Origin of the sequence: Pseudomonas sp. NFACC02 (genome assembly GCF_900110765.1) — a bacterium.
Classification (GTDB): Bacteria; Pseudomonadota; Gammaproteobacteria; order Pseudomonadales; family Pseudomonadaceae; genus Aquipseudomonas.
Genome location: NZ_FOEO01000050.1, coordinates 1 through 17,359, shown reverse-complemented (window position 1 = coordinate 17,359; position 17,359 = coordinate 1). Strand labels below are relative to the sequence as shown.

General features: G+C 59.8%; 16 protein-coding genes. 3 read left to right on the top strand and 13 right to left on the bottom strand.

Annotation, left to right across the window (positions count from 1 at the left end):
* Positions 1 to 67: 67 nt before the first annotated feature.
* The gene (rsxB, locus tag BMY73_RS24740) at positions 68 to 1,105 is read right to left on the bottom strand and encodes an electron transport complex subunit RsxB (protein ID WP_092410427.1); all 1,038 of its coding nucleotides are present in this window, start codon (positions 1,103 to 1,105) and stop codon (positions 68 to 70) included.
* A gap of 48 nt (positions 1,106 to 1,153) precedes the next feature.
* Positions 1,154 to 3,202, bottom strand: coding sequence for a methionine--tRNA ligase (gene metG, locus BMY73_RS24735; protein WP_092410425.1), 2,049 nt, complete (start codon positions 3,200 to 3,202; stop codon positions 1,154 to 1,156).
* 182 nt (positions 3,203 to 3,384) lie between these two features.
* Between metG and apbC the strand changes: the two genes are divergently transcribed.
* Positions 3,385 to 4,479, top strand: a complete 1,095-nt coding sequence (apbC, locus tag BMY73_RS24730) for an iron-sulfur cluster carrier protein ApbC (protein WP_092410423.1) — start codon at positions 3,385 to 3,387, stop codon at positions 4,477 to 4,479.
* Positions 4,480 to 4,658: 179 nt separating this feature from the next.
* On the opposite strand, the gene BMY73_RS24725 is transcribed toward apbC, so the two are convergent.
* Complete coding sequence (locus BMY73_RS24725) at positions 4,659 to 4,868, bottom strand: cold-shock protein (protein WP_002554837.1); 210 nt, start codon at positions 4,866 to 4,868, stop codon at positions 4,659 to 4,661.
* Positions 4,869 to 5,179: 311 nt separating this feature from the next.
* Here BMY73_RS24725 and dcd point away from each other — a divergent pair, with 311 nt between their 5' ends.
* Positions 5,180 to 5,746, top strand: coding sequence for a dCTP deaminase (gene dcd, locus BMY73_RS24720; RefSeq protein ID WP_017126297.1), 567 nt, complete (start codon positions 5,180 to 5,182; stop codon positions 5,744 to 5,746).
* A 123-nt stretch (positions 5,747 to 5,869) separates the two neighbouring features.
* Positions 5,870 to 6,091 carry a hypothetical protein gene (locus BMY73_RS24715; protein WP_062387949.1) on the top strand — a complete coding sequence of 74 codons (222 nt, stop codon included), beginning with the start codon at positions 5,870 to 5,872 and terminating at the stop codon, positions 6,089 to 6,091.
* 92 nt (positions 6,092 to 6,183) lie between these two features.
* On the opposite strand, the gene pdeM is transcribed toward BMY73_RS24715, so the two are convergent.
* The 10 genes from pdeM to BMY73_RS24665 all read right to left on the bottom strand — a co-directional run.
* Positions 6,184 to 6,840 (bottom strand): ligase-associated DNA damage response endonuclease PdeM, encoded by a 657-nt coding sequence (gene pdeM / locus BMY73_RS24710; RefSeq protein ID WP_092410421.1) that lies wholly within the window; start codon positions 6,838 to 6,840, stop codon positions 6,184 to 6,186.
* Positions 6,837 to 9,329, bottom strand: coding sequence for a ligase-associated DNA damage response DEXH box helicase (locus BMY73_RS24705; RefSeq protein ID WP_092410419.1), 2,493 nt, complete (start codon positions 9,327 to 9,329; stop codon positions 6,837 to 6,839). Before BMY73_RS24705 ends, pdeM begins: the two co-directional genes overlap by 4 nt.
* Before the next feature lie 225 nt (positions 9,330 to 9,554).
* Positions 9,555 to 10,319, bottom strand: coding sequence for an ABC transporter ATP-binding protein (locus tag BMY73_RS24700; protein WP_062387940.1), 765 nt, complete (start codon positions 10,317 to 10,319; stop codon positions 9,555 to 9,557).
* Between the two features lie 12 nt (positions 10,320 to 10,331).
* Positions 10,332 to 11,450, bottom strand: a complete 1,119-nt coding sequence (locus BMY73_RS24695) for a succinylglutamate desuccinylase/aspartoacylase family protein (protein WP_092410417.1) — start codon at positions 11,448 to 11,450, stop codon at positions 10,332 to 10,334.
* A 9-nt stretch (positions 11,451 to 11,459) separates the two neighbouring features.
* Positions 11,460 to 12,170, bottom strand: a complete 711-nt coding sequence (locus tag BMY73_RS24690; protein WP_062387933.1) for an ABC transporter permease — start codon at positions 12,168 to 12,170, stop codon at positions 11,460 to 11,462.
* Positions 12,167 to 12,895, bottom strand: coding sequence for an ABC transporter permease (locus BMY73_RS24685; protein WP_062387930.1), 729 nt, complete (start codon positions 12,893 to 12,895; stop codon positions 12,167 to 12,169). The genes BMY73_RS24690 and BMY73_RS24685 overlap by 4 nt, the downstream gene beginning before the upstream one ends.
* Before the next feature lie 77 nt (positions 12,896 to 12,972).
* The gene (locus BMY73_RS24680; protein ID WP_092410414.1) at positions 12,973 to 13,755 is read right to left on the bottom strand and encodes a transporter substrate-binding domain-containing protein; all 783 of its coding nucleotides are present in this window, start codon (positions 13,753 to 13,755) and stop codon (positions 12,973 to 12,975) included.
* Between the two features lie 377 nt (positions 13,756 to 14,132).
* A complete protein-coding gene (locus BMY73_RS24675; protein WP_062387923.1) occupies positions 14,133 to 15,851 on the bottom strand; it encodes an ATP-dependent DNA ligase in 1,719 nt (572 codons plus the stop codon).
* The gene (locus BMY73_RS24670; RefSeq protein ID WP_062387920.1) at positions 15,848 to 16,882 is read right to left on the bottom strand and encodes a ligase-associated DNA damage response exonuclease; all 1,035 of its coding nucleotides are present in this window, start codon (positions 16,880 to 16,882) and stop codon (positions 15,848 to 15,850) included. The genes BMY73_RS24675 and BMY73_RS24670 overlap by 4 nt, the downstream gene beginning before the upstream one ends.
* A 178-nt stretch (positions 16,883 to 17,060) precedes the next feature.
* Positions 17,061 to 17,359 (bottom strand): transposase (locus BMY73_RS24665; RefSeq protein WP_139214279.1); only part of this gene is annotated, 299 nt, incomplete at its 5' end.

Here is a 17,359-nt window from a genome sequence, read left to right as displayed (position 1 = left end):
ATGCGCTTTCCCTGAAAAACGGTCGAATCAAGTGTGGTGTCGGGCCGGGTGGCAGACGTCAGTCAGTCTATGAGCCTTCAAGGGTCTGCAACGCCTGTTCGGCTTGTGCAACCTCAGCGCTCAGTACCGCTATCTGATCAGGCGGTAGCTCAGCAGATTGAGCTTTGGCGAGGGCAGTACGGCGCATGGCAAGCTGGATCTTCGCTCTGTTCAGGGCGGCCTTTTCAGGTTGGGCTGAGGGCACGACGTTTACTGACGCTACGGTTGGCGTTACCTGCCTGGGTTGCCCAACGTCTTGAATTGCAGCCAGGGCGCGCTCGGCTTCGTCGAGTTCCCGTTGCAACGCCACCAGTCGCGCCGCCTGCTCGGCGATGGGCGGGTGTCCAAACGCTTTGAGCGACTTGTTCAGCTGTGCGCGGCTCATCGTGACGTCGATGCGTGCCTGCTTCAATGCCGCGTCGCGGTCCGCCGTCTTCTGTGTCCGAACCCGTTCCAGTGCCGCCTGGACGGAGTCTGCGTGGGTGGGTGTCGAAGCTACGGGCTTTTGCTGACGGGCCAGACGTTCAGCCTGACGCTGTCGTTCTTGCCGCTCCAGCCGCGCGTTGCGGGCTTCGAAGCGCTGACGTGCGCGACCGCGTTTGGCCGCTCGCGCAACCTGCTGGGTTTCATCAAATGCCAACCCGCCCACAATCGGCACCACGCTGGTCGATGGCAAAGGCAGCATGTCGATGCAGTCAACAGGGCAAGGGGCTACGCACAGGTCGCAACCGGTGCATTCGTCGACGATCACGGTGTGCATCAGCTTCGCGGCCCCGACGATGGCATCGACGGGGCAGGCCTGAATGCATTTGGTGCAACCGATGCATTCCGCTTCACGAATGAATGCCACCTGAGGAGGGGCGCTTCCACGTTCCGTGTCCAAGGGCAGGATCGGCACGTTCAACAGACGCGCCAAGGCTGCGATGGTTTCATCGCCCCCGGGTGGGCATTTATTGATCGATTCGCCGCTGGCGATGCCTTCGGCGTAAGGCTTGCAGCCGGGGTGGCCACATTTGCCGCACTGGGTCTGCGGCAGGAGGGCATCGATACGCTGAATCAGGCTCATGCTTGGACCAGACCGACGACCCTGGGGGGGCGTCGGCCGCGTTCAGGGTTACTTGATGCGCTGACCCGGCTTGGCGCCGCTGTCAGGACTCAGCAGGTAGATCTCTTCGCCGCCAGGACCGGCCGCCATCACCATGCCTTCGGAGATACCGAAGCGCATTTTCCGAGGCTTGAGGTTGGCGATCATCATGGTCAGACGACCTTCAAGCTCTGCCGGGTTCGGATAAGCGCTCTTGATGCCGGAGAACACGTTGCGTTTTTCGTCGCCGATGTCCAGCGTCAGGCGCAGCAGTTTGTCAGCCCCTTCGACGTGTTCGGCTTTCTCGATCAGTGCGACGCGCAGGTCGATGGCGGCGAAGGCGTCGAAGTCGATTTCCGGGGACAGCGGATCCTTGACCAGTTCGCCGTTGCCCTGAGCGGCTGCGCCGGTATCGGTGGCGCTGGCCGTCAGGTCTTCTTTCGAAGCGGTCGTCATGGCTTCCACCTTTGCCGGGTCGATACGGGTCATCAGGGCCTGGAACGGGTTCAACTGATGGTTGCTGAGCAGCGTCAGGTGATCGTTCCAGGTCAGCGGGGCGACGTTGAGGAACTGCTCCGCGTCAGATGCCAGGTCAGGCAGGACCGGCTTCAGGAAAATCACCAACTGGCGGAACAGGTTTATGCCCAGGGCACAGATGGCCTGGACTTCATCCTGTTTGCCTTCCTGCTTGGCCAGCAACCACGGTGCCTTGTCGGCGATCCACGCGTTGGCACGGTCGGCCAGCGCCATGATTTCACGCATGGCACGGGCAAAATCTCGGGCTTCATAGGCCTCCGCGATGCTTGGCGCGGCAGCAAGAAAGGCGTCGGTCAGTTCAGGTGCGGCGTTGCCCGCCACCAGCACGCCGGCGTTGCCTTTTTGAATGAAGCCTGCACAGCGGCTGGCGATGTTCACCACCTTGCCGATGAGGTCGGAGTTGACCTTCTGCACGAAGTCTTCCAGGTTCAGGTCGAGATCGTCGACGCCACGGCCCAGTTTGGCCGCGTAGTAGTAACGCAGGTATTCCGGCGACAGGTGTTCAAGGTACGTGCGCGCCTTGATGAAGGTGCCGCGCGACTTGGACATTTTCTGGCCGTTGACGGTCAGGTAGCCGTGCACGTTGATGCCAGTCGGCTTGCGGAAGCCGGCACCTTCCAGCATCGCTGGCCAGAACAGCGCGTGGAAGTTGACGATGTCCTTGCCGATGAAGTGATACAGCTCGGCGGTCGAGTCCTTGTTCCAGAACGCGTCGAAGTCCAGCGTCGGCGTACGATCACACAGGTTCTTGAAGCTGGCCATGTAACCGATCGGTGCATCCAGCCACACGTAGAAGTATTTGCCGGGCTCGCCGGGGATTTCAAAACCGAAGTAAGGCGCGTCGCGGGAGATGTCCCACTGCTGCAGGCCCGCATCCAGCCACTCGGCGATCTTGTTGGCCACGGCGTCCTGGAGCGTGCCGCTCCGGGTCCAGCTTTTAAGCATGGCGTCGAAGGCGGGCAGGTCGAAGAAGAAATGCTTCGAGTCCTTGAGCACCGGGGTTGCACCGGAAATCGCCGATTTCGGGTCTTTCAGGTCGGTCGGGGCGTAGGTCGCGCCGCACTTCTCGCAGTTGTCGCCGTACTGGTCTTCGGTGCCACACTTCGGGCAGGTGCCCTTGATGAAGCGGTCGGCCAGGAACATTTTCTTTTCAGGGTCGAAATACTGCGTCACCGAACGCGTGGCGATGTAGCCCGCGTCGCGCAGACGGGTATAGATCAGGCTCGACAGCTCGCGGTTTTCTTCGGCGTGGGTCGAGTGAAAGTTGTCGAAATTCACCAGGAAGTCGGCAAAGTCGGCGCTGTGTTCAGCCTGGACGTTGGCGATCAGTTGTTCTGGCGTGATGCCTTCTTTTTCAGCGCGCAGCATGATTGCCGAGCCATGGGCATCGTCCGCGCAGACATAGATGCACTGATTGCCGCGGTGCTTCTGGAAGCGCACCCACATGTCGGTCTGGATGTACTCGAGCATGTGGCCAAGGTGAATGGAACCATTGGCATAGGGCAGGGCGCTGGTGACGAGAATCTTGCGTGGCTCGGACATGGGGCTCGGCTACTTGAAGTGAAACGGAGGTCGGCCACTATAAAGGTCTGAGCGTTTTTTTTCATCCCACACCGCGTGTCGGAATCGGCTTCACGCGTCTCGACGAAAACACGGCCCCTCTTGGTCCGATGAACGCGGTAGGATAGCCGCCTGTTTTGCTCAGTCTTTTTCGGGAGTGACCCATGAGCGCTGTCAATCGCGCAACGGTGGAAGCCGTCCTTCGCCAGTACACCGATCCTTATTTGAACCAAGACCCGGTCAGCGCCGGCTGTGTGCGTGCCATCGACATCGAGGGTGATCGCGTCAGCGTGCGCCTGGAGCTGGGCTATGCCGCCGCGTTGTTCAAGAACGGCTGGGCGCAGATGCTGCAAATGGCTGTTGAAGGGCTGGAAGGCGTTGCCTCGGCCAGGGTCCAGATCGACACGTTGATTACCGCTCATAAGGCTCAGGTACAGATCCCGGGCCTGGCCAATGTCAAGAACATCGTCGCCGTTGCCTCGGGCAAGGGAGGTGTCGGCAAATCCACCACCGCTGCCAACCTGGCCTTGGCGTTGTCGCGCGAGGGCGCGCGGGTCGGGATTCTCGACGCCGATATCTATGGTCCGAGTCAGGGTGTGATGTTCGGCATCGCTGAAGGCACCCGGCCGAAGATCAAAGACCAGAAATGGTTCGTGCCGATCGAGGCCCATGGTATCGAAGTCATGTCGATGGCTTTCCTGACGGACGACAATACGCCGATGGTCTGGCGTGGGCCGATGGTGTCTGGCGCGTTGCTGCAGCTCATCACCCAGACGGCCTGGAATGATCTGGATTATCTGGTCATCGACATGCCGCCAGGCACGGGGGACATCCAGTTGACGCTGGCGCAAAAGGTGCCGGTTGCAGGGGCGGTCATCGTGACGACACCGCAGGATCTGGCATTGCTGGATGCGAAGAAGGGCGTAGAGATGTTCCGCAAGGTCAACATCCCGGTGCTGGGCGTCGTGGAAAACATGGCGGTGCACATCTGTTCGAATTGCGGTCATGCCGAGCATTTGTTCGGTGAAGGTGGCGGTGAAAAGCTTGCCTCGCAATACGGTGTTGAATTGCTGGCTTCGCTGCCGCTGTCAATGCTGATTCGTGAGCAGGCTGATGGTGGCAAACCGACGGCCATTGCCGAGCCGGAAAGTCAGATTGCGATGGTGTATCAGGAGCTGGCGCGTCACGTCGGCGCGCGGATCGTGTTGCAGGAAGCGGCAACGCCAGCGATGCCGAATATTTCGATCAGCGACGATTGAAGCTTTAAAGCGGGGGCTGTTCGCGAGGGGGTAACGTTCGGGCGTCCGTAGCGTTTCTTTCGCGAGCAAGCTCGCTCCCACAGGGGTTTATCGTCTGGAGGGTGTAGCAATCGAATTTCCTGCGGGCATAAAAAAACCCCGCTTTTGAGGGCGGGGTCTTTTAAGCGATTCAGTACAAGTTAGATAACTTGTACTTCTTCAGCTTGCATGCCTTTCTGACCGCGGGTAGCGATGAAAGAGACCTGCTGGCCTTCTTTCAGGCTTTTGAAGCCGTCAGACTGGATTGCTTTGAAGTGTACGAACAGGTCGTCACCGGATTGTGGAGTGATGAAGCCGAAGCCTTTTTCATCGTTGAACCACTTAACGGTACCTGTTTGGCGATTAGACATGGTGTATCTCCTTGGACAAAGTTAACTGCGACTCAGGAAGAACCCTGGCCGAGACTGAGTGCAAAGAGCAGGAAAAATTCTTGGAGATGGTTGGATCGAAATTCAACATCGTGTAGAGATTCTCAGTGACACAAGCAACACAGTGGACCCACCTTAACCCTTTTTTCCGGATGTGCCAATGGGCAGGTCCGGTTTATTTCGACGGAAGGTGTAAAGCCTGTCGCCCGGGCCGTGCGCAGTCTTTGAACACGGCGCCTTCGCCCGGTAAGATGCCGGACATCTTTTTTCACCTCGCTATTCAGGACATTGCCATGAGCATCAAATCGGACAAGTGGATTCGCCGCATGGCGCAGGAACACGGCATGATCGAGCCGTTCGTAGAGCGTCAGATGCGCGGTGAGGGTGCTGACCGGCTGATCTCTTTCGGCGTTTCCAGCTATGGCTACGACGTGCGTTGCGCGGACGAATTCAAGGTGTTCACGAACATCAATTCGGCGACCGTCGATCCGAAGAATTTCGACGAAAAAAGCTTCGTCGACATTAAAAGCGATGTCTGCATCATCCCGCCGAACTCGTTTGCGCTGGCCCGCACCGTCGAGTATTTCCGCATTCCGCGCAACGTGCTGACGATTTGCCTGGGCAAAAGCACCTATGCGCGCTGCGGCATCATCGTCAACGTGACGCCGCTGGAACCGGAGTGGGAAGGCCATGTGACGCTGGAGTTCTCCAACACCACGACGTTGCCCGCGAAGATCTACGCCAACGAAGGTGTCGCACAGATGCTGTTTCTGGAATCGGATGAAGAATGCGAAGTTTCGTACAAAGACCGTGGCGGCAAGTACCAAGGGCAGCGTGGCGTGACCTTGCCACGTACGTGATTGGGCGCGCCTGATTTCACCGTTGGTCATGTTGAAACTGAATTAGTCTCGAAATCCGCACTCTATTGACTGAACTGTTCCCATCCGCACCATGCGGATGGGGCCATCGCTCAGGAGTGCCCTATGAAGAGACAAATCAGAACCAGCAGCAAGGAAGCCGACCCCGGACAGAACCAGGTCGGGTTGCTGGCGTGGTCGCTGTTAGCGCATCCCCAGTTGAACAATATGGTCGCCGGAGGCATCCCCGGCCAGCCAAGTCCTGATACCCCCAACGATTATCCTCAGCCCGAAGAGCCCGGCGAACCGACGTTGCCCGACGAACCACCCCCCGCTCCGGTTGCCTGACCCCGACTGCCTGTCGGTGCTGCGGCATCGGCAGGCATCGCCCTCGACAATGCCTCGATCATTGAAAACCCGTTTTGTGACGCTTCTACCTTTCACCGAGACTCCCAGACCGCACCGTCACCTACCACATACACCCTGCTGTCCTCCTGCCGCTCGATGTTCATTCCGCCGGTAAAGGCCCCGAAAGCAGGGAGAACGCTGAGGTGTTGCAACACGTAAAAGCACGGCAGGCGCAGACGTTGTCGTCCCCTTCCATACAACCTGTAGGTCGGATGTACATGGCCCGCGAGAACGTGGTGTGTGGGATGAGGATCGGGTTCATGCTGCAGAGCAAAGGGCCCCAGCAGAAGTGGCTCCGGTACGACAGCGATGCGCAGGTGATGAGGCGGATCCCCGGCCCGTTTGTCGTGGTTGCCGCGAATCAAGGTGATCGTCAATGACGCATGTCGCTCGCGCCACGCCTGTAAGGCCGCCAGCGTGCCGACAGCATGAGACTCGGGGGCGTGCAGGAAGTCTCCGAGAAATATCAGGTGGTCACAGTCATAGCCTGCGAGAAGCGCATCCAGTCGCTGCAGGTTGTCGTCCGTGGTGCCGTGGGGCACTGGCTGCCCCAGTTTTCGATAGGCCGCCGCTTTGCCGAAATGGGCGTCCGCGATCAGCAAGGCACGTTCCGCGGGGTAATAAATGGCTTTGTCTGCCAGCAACCACAACTCGGCACCCGCCAGTTGAATGGAAAGATAAGGCCTCACGACGTCACCTCGGGCCCGGCGGCTTTTTCCAGGTCCTGCACCATCCGTGCGATGCGATCGGACAGTTTCTCGGTGCTGAGGCTTTCGCGCATGCGCTCGACCAGCAGCGGGAACGCCATCGGGGTCGGGCGTTTGATCAGGTGCAGGTCGAGGGTGCGGCTGTTGATCCTTTGCAGCGTGTGTTCCAGTCGGCTGACGTCCAGCTCCTGTCGCAAGACTTCTTCTTGAGCCTGGGTCAGCAACAGGTTGCCCGCGTCGTATTGCTTGAAGACCTCGAAGAACAACCCGCTGGAGGCTTGCAACTGGCGATTGCTTTTGGGCGCACCGGGATATCCTGAAAACACCAGGCCGGCAATCCGCGCGATTTCACGAAAACGACGTAAAGCGAGTTCACCGGCGTTAAGGCTGGCCATGATGTCGGTCAACAGATCGTCCTCGCTGAACAGTTGGGGCGTCAGGCGTTGCGACCAGTCGACTTGGGTCGCACTCAGTAGCTCGAAACCGTAGTCGTTGACCGCGATGGAAAACGTCAGAGGCGTATCCCGGCTCAGTCGCCACGCCAGCAGGCTCGCCAGACCCAGGTGGACATGACGGCCGGCAAACGGATAGAGAAATAGATGCCAGCCTTCCCGGGACTTAAGCACTTCGGCCAGCAGCGTGTGCTTGCGCGGTAACGCTGACCACTCGCGCTGCACGTCCAGTAACGGACTGACGGTGTGCATCTCAGGGCTGTCGAAAATGCCTTGCGCGGCTGCGTCGAATTTTGCCACGACAGCGTCAGCCAATTCACTGGAAAGCGGCATTCGTCCGCCATTCCATCGAGGTACAGCGGCTTTTTTGCCCGTGGCGCGTTTGACGTAAGCGGTCATGTTTTCCACCCGGACCAGTTCGAGCAGGCGTCCGCTGAACAGAAATCCGTCTCCAGGTTTCAGGCGTGCGATGAAGCCTTCTTCGACGCTGCCCAGGGAGCCTCCGCCGCCGCCTTTGCTCCAGTACTTCACGTTGATGCTCGCGTCGCTGACGATGGTGCCCACGCTCATGCGATGACGTCGCGCCAGGCGCGCATCGGGTACTCTCCAGACGCCGTACTCGTCAGGCTCTACACGACGATAATCAGGATAGGCCGTGAGTGACAGACCGCCGTGGCGCACGAACGCCAGTGCCCATTGCCACTCTTCGTCCGTCAGGTCACGGTAGGCCCATGCCGTGCGAACTTCAGCCAACAGTGCATCGGGTAAGAAACCACCACCGAGCGCCATGCTCACCAGATGCTGTACGAGAACGTCCAGCGGTTTGTGGGGCGATTCCCGGGGTTCAATCATTCGTGCCTCGACGGCGTCATGTGCCGCCGCCGCTTCGACCAGTTCAAGGCTGTGGGTCGGCACCAGAGTGACGCGGGAAGGACGGCCGGGCGCATGACCGGAACGTCCTGCGCGCTGCATCAGGCGTGCAACGCCTTTGGCCGAACCGATCTGCAATACACGCTCTACTGGAAGAAAGTCCACACCCAGATCGAGGCTGGAGGTGCAGACCACGGCTTTGAGATGACCTTCTTTCAGCGCTCGCTCGACCCAGTCGCGCACTTCGCGGGACAGCGATCCGTGATGCAGTGCGATCAGACCGGCCCAGTCAGGGCGGGCATCCAGCAACGCCTGATACCAGATTTCCGATTGCGCGCGGGTGTTGGTGAACACCAGGCAACTGGCACTGCTGTCCACCTCCGCCACCACCTGCGGCAACATGCGCAGTCCCATGTGCCCGGCCCAGGGGAAGCGTTCGATACCCTGCGGGATCAATGTGTCGACAAGCAGATCCTTGACCACTTTGCCTTGCACGGCGGTGCCGCCTTCGCCGAGCAGCACCTGTTGCGCGTGGCGCTGATTGCCCAGCGTGGCCGACAGCCCCCACACAATCAGTGCAGGGTTCCAGTGGCGCAGTCTCGCCAGTGCCAGTTGAAGCTGCACGCCACGTTTATTGCCGATCAGCTCGTGCCATTCGTCGACGACGATCATCTTCAGCGTGGAAAACGTCGCCTCCGCGTCGGCGCGGGTCAGTAACAGGGTCAGGCTTTCGGGCGTGGTGATCAGCGCAGAGGGCAGGCGCCGACCCTGTTTTGCGCGCTCGCTGCTGCTGGTGTCGCCGGTGCGCAGGCCCACGCTCCACGGGATCTCCAGATCCCGCAAAGGGGCTTCCAGCGCACGCGCGGTGTCGGCCGCCAGGGCGCGCATCGGGGTGATCCACAAGACCGTCAGCGGCGTTGGAGCGGGTTTACGCTTTCGAGGCTTTTCTTCGACCGGGGAGGGAACGGGTTTAGCGAATTGATTGAGGGCAGCAAACCAGACGGAGTAGGTTTTGCCGGCCCCCGTGCTGGCATGCAGCAAACCGGATTCGCCACGGGCTACGGCCGCCCATACCTCTTTCTGAAAAACGAATGGCTTCCAGCCGCGAGCGGCGAACCAGCGCTGGGCAATATTGACGGATCTGGGCATGCGCGGGCTCTGAAAGGTGTTCTTTCAAAGACCGTTGGGGGAGGGGATTAGTTTGGTCTGGTTGATCGCAGAGCAGCAAACCTGTAGGAGCGCGCTTGCCCGCGATGGCGTCCAATCAGTCACCCTCTCAGGCGCAGACACATGGCTATCGCGGGCAAGCGCGCTCCTACAGGATTTGCAGTTGCCGAACGTCATGAGCTCGGCGGGAGATCCGTGCGCCGCGAGTTATTTCAAATTGCCACTCAGGAACTGCTTCAACCGCTCGCTTTTCGGGTTGCCCAGCACGTCGTCAGGGTGGCCGATCTCTTCGATCTGCCCTTGGTGCAGGAACACCACCTGATTGGCCACCTTGCGAGCAAAGCCCATTTCGTGGGTCACGAGAATCATCGTGCGGCCTTCTTCGGCAAGGCCTTGAATCACTTTCAGTACTTCACCGACCAGTTCCGGGTCGAGTGCCGAGGTCGGTTCGTCGAAGAGCATGATTTCCGGCTCCATCGCCAACGCGCGAGCGATCGCTACGCGTTGTTGCTGGCCGCCAGACAGGAACGCCGGGTATTGATCGGCAACACGCGCCGGCAGGCCGACCTTTTCCAGGTACTTGCGCGCGCGGTCTTCGGCTTCGACTTTGGAAACACCCAGCACGCGACGCGGCGCCATGGTGATGTTTTCCAGCACCGTCATGTGGCTCCACAGGTTGAAATGCTGGAACACCATGGCCAGGCGTGTACGGATGCGCTGCAGCTCGGCCGGATCGGCGACACGCATGCCGGTCGCGTCGCTGACCATGCGGATCTGCTGGCCGTCCAGGCTCATGGCGCCGTCGTTGGGTTGTTCGAGGAAATTGATGCAGCGCAGAAACGTACTCTTGCCCGAGCCGCTGGCGCCAATCAGGCAGATCACATCGCCGACGTTGGCCTTGAGCGACACGCCTTTGAGCACCTGGTGGTCACCGTAGCTTTTGTGCAGGCCATCGATGGTCAGTTTGTACATGACGGGCAATCCTTAAGGAGAAAGTAAGTAGCCGCTGCGGTAGGCTTCGGTGCCGGCGACATGGGCGATGACCATGCCAGCGGTTGCCATGCGTCGCAAAGAGCGGGCGTACATAAGGCCGGCGTTGGCCGCGTGGATCGGGGTCACCGCGTCGCTGATCGGGTCGATGACCTCAGCGATCAGTTGCCCGGCTTCGACGTATTCGCCTGGCAGTGTGCAGAACACCAGCAGGCCGCCGACAGGCGTGGCAACCGGTTCGACCGCCGCCAATGGCGTCGCCGGATAAATCAGTTCAGGTTGCGCCGCCGGCTCCCCGGCAATGGCGCCGTAATGCATCAGGTAGCTGATGATGGCCTGGCAATCACGACTGCCAAGGGCGTGGTTCACGTCGCCCTGACCACGCAGTTCGAGCGTGACCGAGAAGCTGCCGAGGGGAATCGGAAAACGGCGCTCAAAGCGTTGTTGCAGCTGCCACCACACCAGCGTGAAGCATTCGTCGAAGGACTGACCGCCGGAGTCCGTCGCCAGCAGGCTGGCTTGCGCACCGAGGTAACGCGACAGCGGCTCGACCTGCGGCCAGGCTTCCGGCGTGGTGTACAGGTGTTCCACGGATTCGAAATCGCAATGCAGGTCGAGCACCATGTCGGCGTCGCAGGCCAGGCGTTGCAGTGCCAGACGCTGCGACTCCAGCTGAGTGGTGCCGATCCTCTCATGCAAGGCCGCGCTCAGGCTTCGGCGAATCAGGCGGATATTGTGTCGGGCGTCGTCCGTCAGCAACGGTTCGACTTCGTCGCCCACTTGGACGCTGAGGTCGACGAACCAGCGGTTGAAGTTCTGCCCGCTCTCCAGCTCGTAACGTCCGAGCGGGATGTCCATCAGCACTTGTTCCAGGCCAATGGGGTTGGCCACCGGAACGACGACGATTTCGCCCAGCAACTGGCCGGCGTTTTCAAGTTCCGCCAGGCGCTGTTTCAGGTACCAGCTGACCAGCATGCCGGGGAGTTCATCGGCATGCAGCGAAGACTGAATATAGATTTTGCAGGCGCCGTTTTCCGGGCCGTAGTGAAAACTGTGGATCTGCCGCGCGGTGCCGGGCACCGGCGCCAGCAAATCATGAGTCTGGTGTCGCATGCGCAGGTCCTAGTGAGACGGGCCGAGGAACGCCAGCCATCGGCGTTCGGCGAGGCGGAACAGGCCCACCAAGATGAAGGTGACCGTGAGGTAGATCAGCGCCGCGATACCGAACGACTGAAACGTCAGAAAGGTGGCTGAGTTCGCATCGCGGGCAACCTTGAGGATGTCCGGCACGGTGGCGGTGAAGGCCACGGTGGTCGAGTGCAGCATCAGGATCACTTCGTTGCTGTAGTACGGCAGTGACCGACGCAGCGCGGACGGCATGATCACGTAGGCATAGAGGCGCCAGCCGGTCAGGCCGTAAGCCTTCGCCGCTTCGACCTCGCCATGGTTCATGCTGCGAATCGCGCCCGCGAAGATCTCGGTGGTGTACGCGCACGTGTTGAGGGCGAACGCCAGGATGGTGCAGTTCATTGCATCGCGAAAGAACGAATTGAGCAACGGCTGATCGCGCACGACTTCCAGGCTGTAGATGCCGGTGTAGCAGATCAGCAACTGGATATACAGCGGCGTACCCCGGAACAGGTAGGTGTAGAACTGCACCGGCCAGCGAACCAGCGGATTGCGCGAGACGCGAGCAATCGACAGCGGAATGGAAACGACGAAGCCGATGGCGATGGACGCGCTGAGCAGCCACAGGGTCATGGCCAGACCCGTGATGTTCTGCCCGTCGGTATAGAGGAATGCGCGCCAGTATTCTTGAAGCAATTCGATCATCGTTGAGCCTCCCGGCTGCCTGCGGCGTAACGCCGTTCAGCCCAGCGCAGGGCAAAGTTGGAGACGCTGGTGATGACCAGATAGATCAAGGCGGCAAGCACCAGGAAGTAGAAGAGTTGATAGGTACTTTTGCCTGCATCCTGAGACGCCTTGACCAGATCGGCCAGACCGATGATCGACACCAGCGCAGTGGCTTTGAGCACCACTTGCCAATTGTTGCCGATGCCGGGAAGGGCGAAGCGCATCATTTGCGGGAACACCACGAAACGGAAGCGCTGAGCGCGGCTCAAGCCATAGGCCGTGGCGGCTTCCACTTGCCCCCGCGGTACCGCGAGGATCGCGCCACGGAAGGTTTCGGTGAAGTACGCGCCGTAGATGAAGCCCAGCGTAATGACGCCTGCGGCGAAGGGATCGATTTCGATGTAATCCCATTCCATCGCTTCGGTGAGCGTGGTGAGCCATGTTTGCAGGCTGTAGAAAATCAGCAGCATCAGCACGAGGTCCGGTACGCCACGAATCAGCGTGGTGTAGACCTGCGCCGGGATACGCAGGATTGCGGCTTTGGACAGTTTGGCACTGGCGCCCAGCAGGCCAAGCACGATGGCCAGCAGCAGCGACATTACCGATAATTTGATGGTCATCCAGGTGCCCTGAAGCAGCAACGGGCCGAAGCCCTTGAGGCTGAACGCGGACAGTCCCAGGTTTTGCAGGAGAGTATCGAGCATGTGGAACCTATACAGTCAATAAAAACGCCCATCGATTCAGAGGGGATTTCCCCTGAAGCCGACGGGCGTTTGTGTGCTTACTTACCGCTGTACAGATTCAGATCGCCGAAGTGCTTCTTCTGGATCTCGGCATACTTGCCGTCATCGTGTAACGCTTTGATACCTTTGTCCAAAAGCGCTTTCAGGTCTTTGTTACCTTTCGCGATGCCGATAGCAGTTTTAGCTGGCAGCAGTGGATCGTCGATTGGCTTGCTGACTTCGTAGTCAGCACCTTGTGGCGATTTCAGGAAGCCCAGTTCGGCTTGCAACATGTCTTGTACGGAAGCGTCCAGACGACCGGACACCAGGTCGGCGTAAACCTGGTCCTGGTTGGCGTAGGCCTGGGTTTTCACGCCCGCCTTGTCGAGGATGGCCTTGGCGTAGGCTTCCTGAATGGTGCCTTGCTCGTAGCCAACGGTTTTGCCTTTGAGCGAAGCGACTTCAGCGCTCAGGCCGGAGCCTTTCTTGTAAACCAGCGAAGTCGGGCCGGAGAACAGTTCGCTGGAGAAGTCGATGACTTTCTCGCGAGCCGGGGTCACGGTCATGGACGAGATCACGCCATCAAACTTGTTGGCTTTCAGGCCAGGGATCATGCCGTCGAAATCGCTTTCGACCCATTTGCACTTGACCTTCAGTTCTGCACAGATCGCGTTGCCCAGATCGATGTCGAAGCCAACCAGGCTACCGTCTGCGGCTTTCGATTCGAATGGAGCGTACGAAGGATCGACGCCGAAACGCAGCTCCTTGTATTCCTTGGCCATTGCGTTGCCAGCGGCCAGACAGATGGCGAGTGCGGAAAGGGTCAGCCATGCTTTTTTCATCGTTCAGTCCTTAAAACCAAATTGAGCGTTGGGAACACGCGAAGGCTTGCTACCGGCAGGTGCCAGACCGCAAAAAGATAGCAATTTCCGAACCAAAGAGACGAACGTGCGTTTTAAATGTACGGAGTTGTCGCAATGATGACTTTGAGCCATCTGTTGTCTTTTTTCAGTGCGCCGGAGGCAGTGGGAGAGTAGCCGAAACCGTCGCCTGGAGCGCATAAAAATTGATGAGGGGGTGGTTGTTCGGGTCTTGCGTCGGCAGCCTCAGGAACATTCGAAACACTTTACTGCCTGTTACCGAAACGCCGAAACATGGCACGCCCCCACTCGGCGCAGTCAGCGTGACCCAAAAAGAGGTCGGGGCACCAAAATAGTGCTCATGATAAAAGGTCTTGCAACGTCGCCAGGCTGTCGGCTTCGGCTACGGGCTTGTCCTGACGCCATCTGAGCATCCTGGGAAACCTCACGGCGATCCCGCTCTTGTGGCGTTTGGACAGCGCAATGCCTTCGAATCCCAGCTCGAATACGAGGGTTGGGGTAACACTTCGCACCGGGCCGAATTTCTCGACCGTGGTCTTGCGAATGATTGCATCGACTTTGCGCATTTCTTCATCGGTCAGGCCCGAATACGCCTTGGCAAAGGGCACCAGCGTGCGTTCGCTGGACTGCGGCGGGCCATCCCACACTGCAAACGTGTAATCGCTGTAGAGGCTGGCGCGACGGCCATGACCACGTTGGGCGTAGATCAGCACGGCATCGACGCTGAACGGATCGACTTTCCATTTCCACCAGACGCCCATGTCCTTGGTCCGGCCCACCCCGTACAGCGAGTCCCGGGCCTTGAGCATCATGCCTTCGACCCCGAGGCTGCGGGAGGCTTCACGTTGTTTGCCGAGGTCGAGCCAGTCTTTACCGCTCAAGACCGGAGAGGGCATCAACGCCGGGCTTTGTGCGCCGGCGATCACTTCTTCCAGCTGTGCACGTCGCTGGTGCTGAGGCTTGCTGCGCCAGTCGTGGCCTTGCCACTCCAGCAAGTCGTAGGCAAGAACGACGACCGGTACGTCCTCCAGGATTTTCTTGCCGAGGGTTTTGCGGCCGATGCGTTGCTGTAACAGGGCAAAGGGCTGCACCGAGGGTGTTGACTCGATGGTCGCTTGCGGAGCCGGAGTGCTGAGTGCGAAGTCGTTCGAGCTGATGTCCTGCTGATCGGCTGGCGCTTTCCAGACCACGATCTCGCCGTCGATCACGGTCCCGTCTGGCAGGCATTGAACGAGGGCATGCAATTCGGGGAAACGATCGGTGACCAGTTCCTCGCCCCGCGACCAGATCCACAGTCGGCCTTCACGCTTGACCACCTGCGCGCGAATCCCGTCCCACTTCCATTCCACCTGCCAGTTTTCGGCAGGGCCGAGCAGGTCGTCGAACTGATCCACCGGTTGTTGCAGGGCATGGGCGAGAAAGAACGGGTAGGGCTGACCACCCCGTTGCGCGTGCTCGTCCTCGGATTCCTCGGCGATCAGCTTCAGGTAGCCCTCGGCGCTTGGCCGATGGGACAGATCGGTGTAGCCCACCAGGCGTTGTGCCACGCGTTTGCTGTCGATATCGGCCAGGGCAGCCAATGCGCGGGTGACCAACAGCTTCGATACACCCACCCGGAAGCTGCCGGTGATCAATTTCAGGCAGACCATCAGACTCTGGCGATCCAGTTGCGCCCAAAAGGTCGGCAGGCGCTCGAGCAGTTCTTCGGGCTGCAGACCGCGCAAGGGCAGCAGGTTGTTTTCCATCCAGCTGGCCAGGCCTTCGTCAGAGCTGTGTTCGGCTTGAGGCAGCAGCAACGACAGGGTTTCTGCCAGATCGCCCACCGCTTGGTAGCTTTCTTCGAACAACCACTCGGGCAGCCCGGACAGCAACATCGCCTGTTCACGGAGCAAACGTGTCGGCACCAGTTGCCTCGGGCGTCCGCCGGACAGGAAGTACACCGCCCAGGCCGCGTCTTCCGGCGCCGCGTGGGCAAAATAATGCTGCATGGCGGCAAGCTTGGCATTGCTCGATGTCGTGGCATCCAGCAAGCCATACAGTTCGGCGAACGCCTTCATGAAGAAACCTCTTCGACGGTCCCCGGTTTGGCGGGCGCGTCGTCTTCCTCGTCGCCGTATTCGGTGGTGAAGCCTTGTGCGTCCAGACCTTTTTCACGCAGGTAACGCACCAGAACGGCGACTGAGCCGTGGGTCACCATCACCCGTTCGGCGCCGGTGTTTTCGATGGCCCACAACAGGCCGGGCCAATCGGCGTGGTCAGACAGCGCAAAACCCCGATCCACCCCACGGCGGCGTCGCGTGCCCCGCAACATCATCCAGCCGCTGGCGAAGGCATCGCTGAAATCGCCGAAGCGACGCATCCAGGTGCTGCCGCCAGCAGAGGGTGGGGCGACGATCAGCGCCTGACGCAGCGCCGGGTCGGTTTTTTTGAAATCGCCTGCGTAGTGGGTTTCGGGAATCCGGACCCCGGCTTCGCGATAGACCTTATTGAGCGGCTCGACGGCCCCGTGAACCAGGATTGGCCCGATGCTCGGGTCGATGCCATGGAGGATACGTTGCGCTTTACCGAACGAATAAGCGAACAACACGCTGGCCTTGCCGATGGCCGCGTTGGCGCGCCACCAGTCGTTGATGCCGGTGAAGATTTCGGACTGCGGCTGCCAACGATAAATGGGCAGGCCGAAGGTGGATTCGGTGATGAAGGTATGGCAACGCACGGGTTCAAAGGGCGCGCAGGTGCCGTCGGGTTCGACTTTGTAGTCGCCGGACGCGACCCAGACTTCGCCCTGGTATTCCAGACGAACCTGCGCCGAACCGAGCACATGGCCTGCGGGATGAAGGCTGAGCTTCACGCCGTGGTGGGTGATGGATTCGCCGTACTCGAGGGTTTGCAGGTTGATGTCCTGGCCCAGCCGGGAACGCAAAATGCCTTCGCCGGGGGCGGCCGCGAGGTAGTGCTCATTGCCGGTGCGGGCGTGGTCGCCATGGCCATGGGTGATGACCGATCGTTCGACCGGGCGCCACGGATCGATGTAAAAGTCGCCGGGCGGACAGTAAAGGCCTTCGGGGCGGGCGATGACGAGGTCCATGGGATGACCGGAGTTAGGGGCTTGTCAGGTAGAGCGGTTTCCGGCGTGGGAAGTTCGGGTTTTTTGGCCGGCTTCTGGTTTGGCCTGCGTTGATGTGTGTACATCCGAGCATCGGGGCGGCGCTACAGGTTTTTGATCGTTCCCACGCTCTGCGTCACTAGTGTCCGGTAAATATGTTTCATAGTTGAAGGCTGCCCTGAGCAGCCTTCAACTGATCCTGTTCCTGTCGTCGTCGGTCTTTGAATTCCTGGGTAGCAGGCCGTTCATGCAAGGCATAAGCGATACGAACCGTCAGCTCAAACAACGAGCCCTGAAACCCTGAGCGGCGGTGGAACAGGTGCAACAACAGATAGCTGATCAAGGCGCTGTAGATCTGCAGGCGCACGGCGTTTTCGGAGAAGGCATAGAAGCGTTTGAGTTTCAGATGTTGCTTGATCCACTTGAAAAACAGCTCGATCCTCCAGCGATCTTTGTACA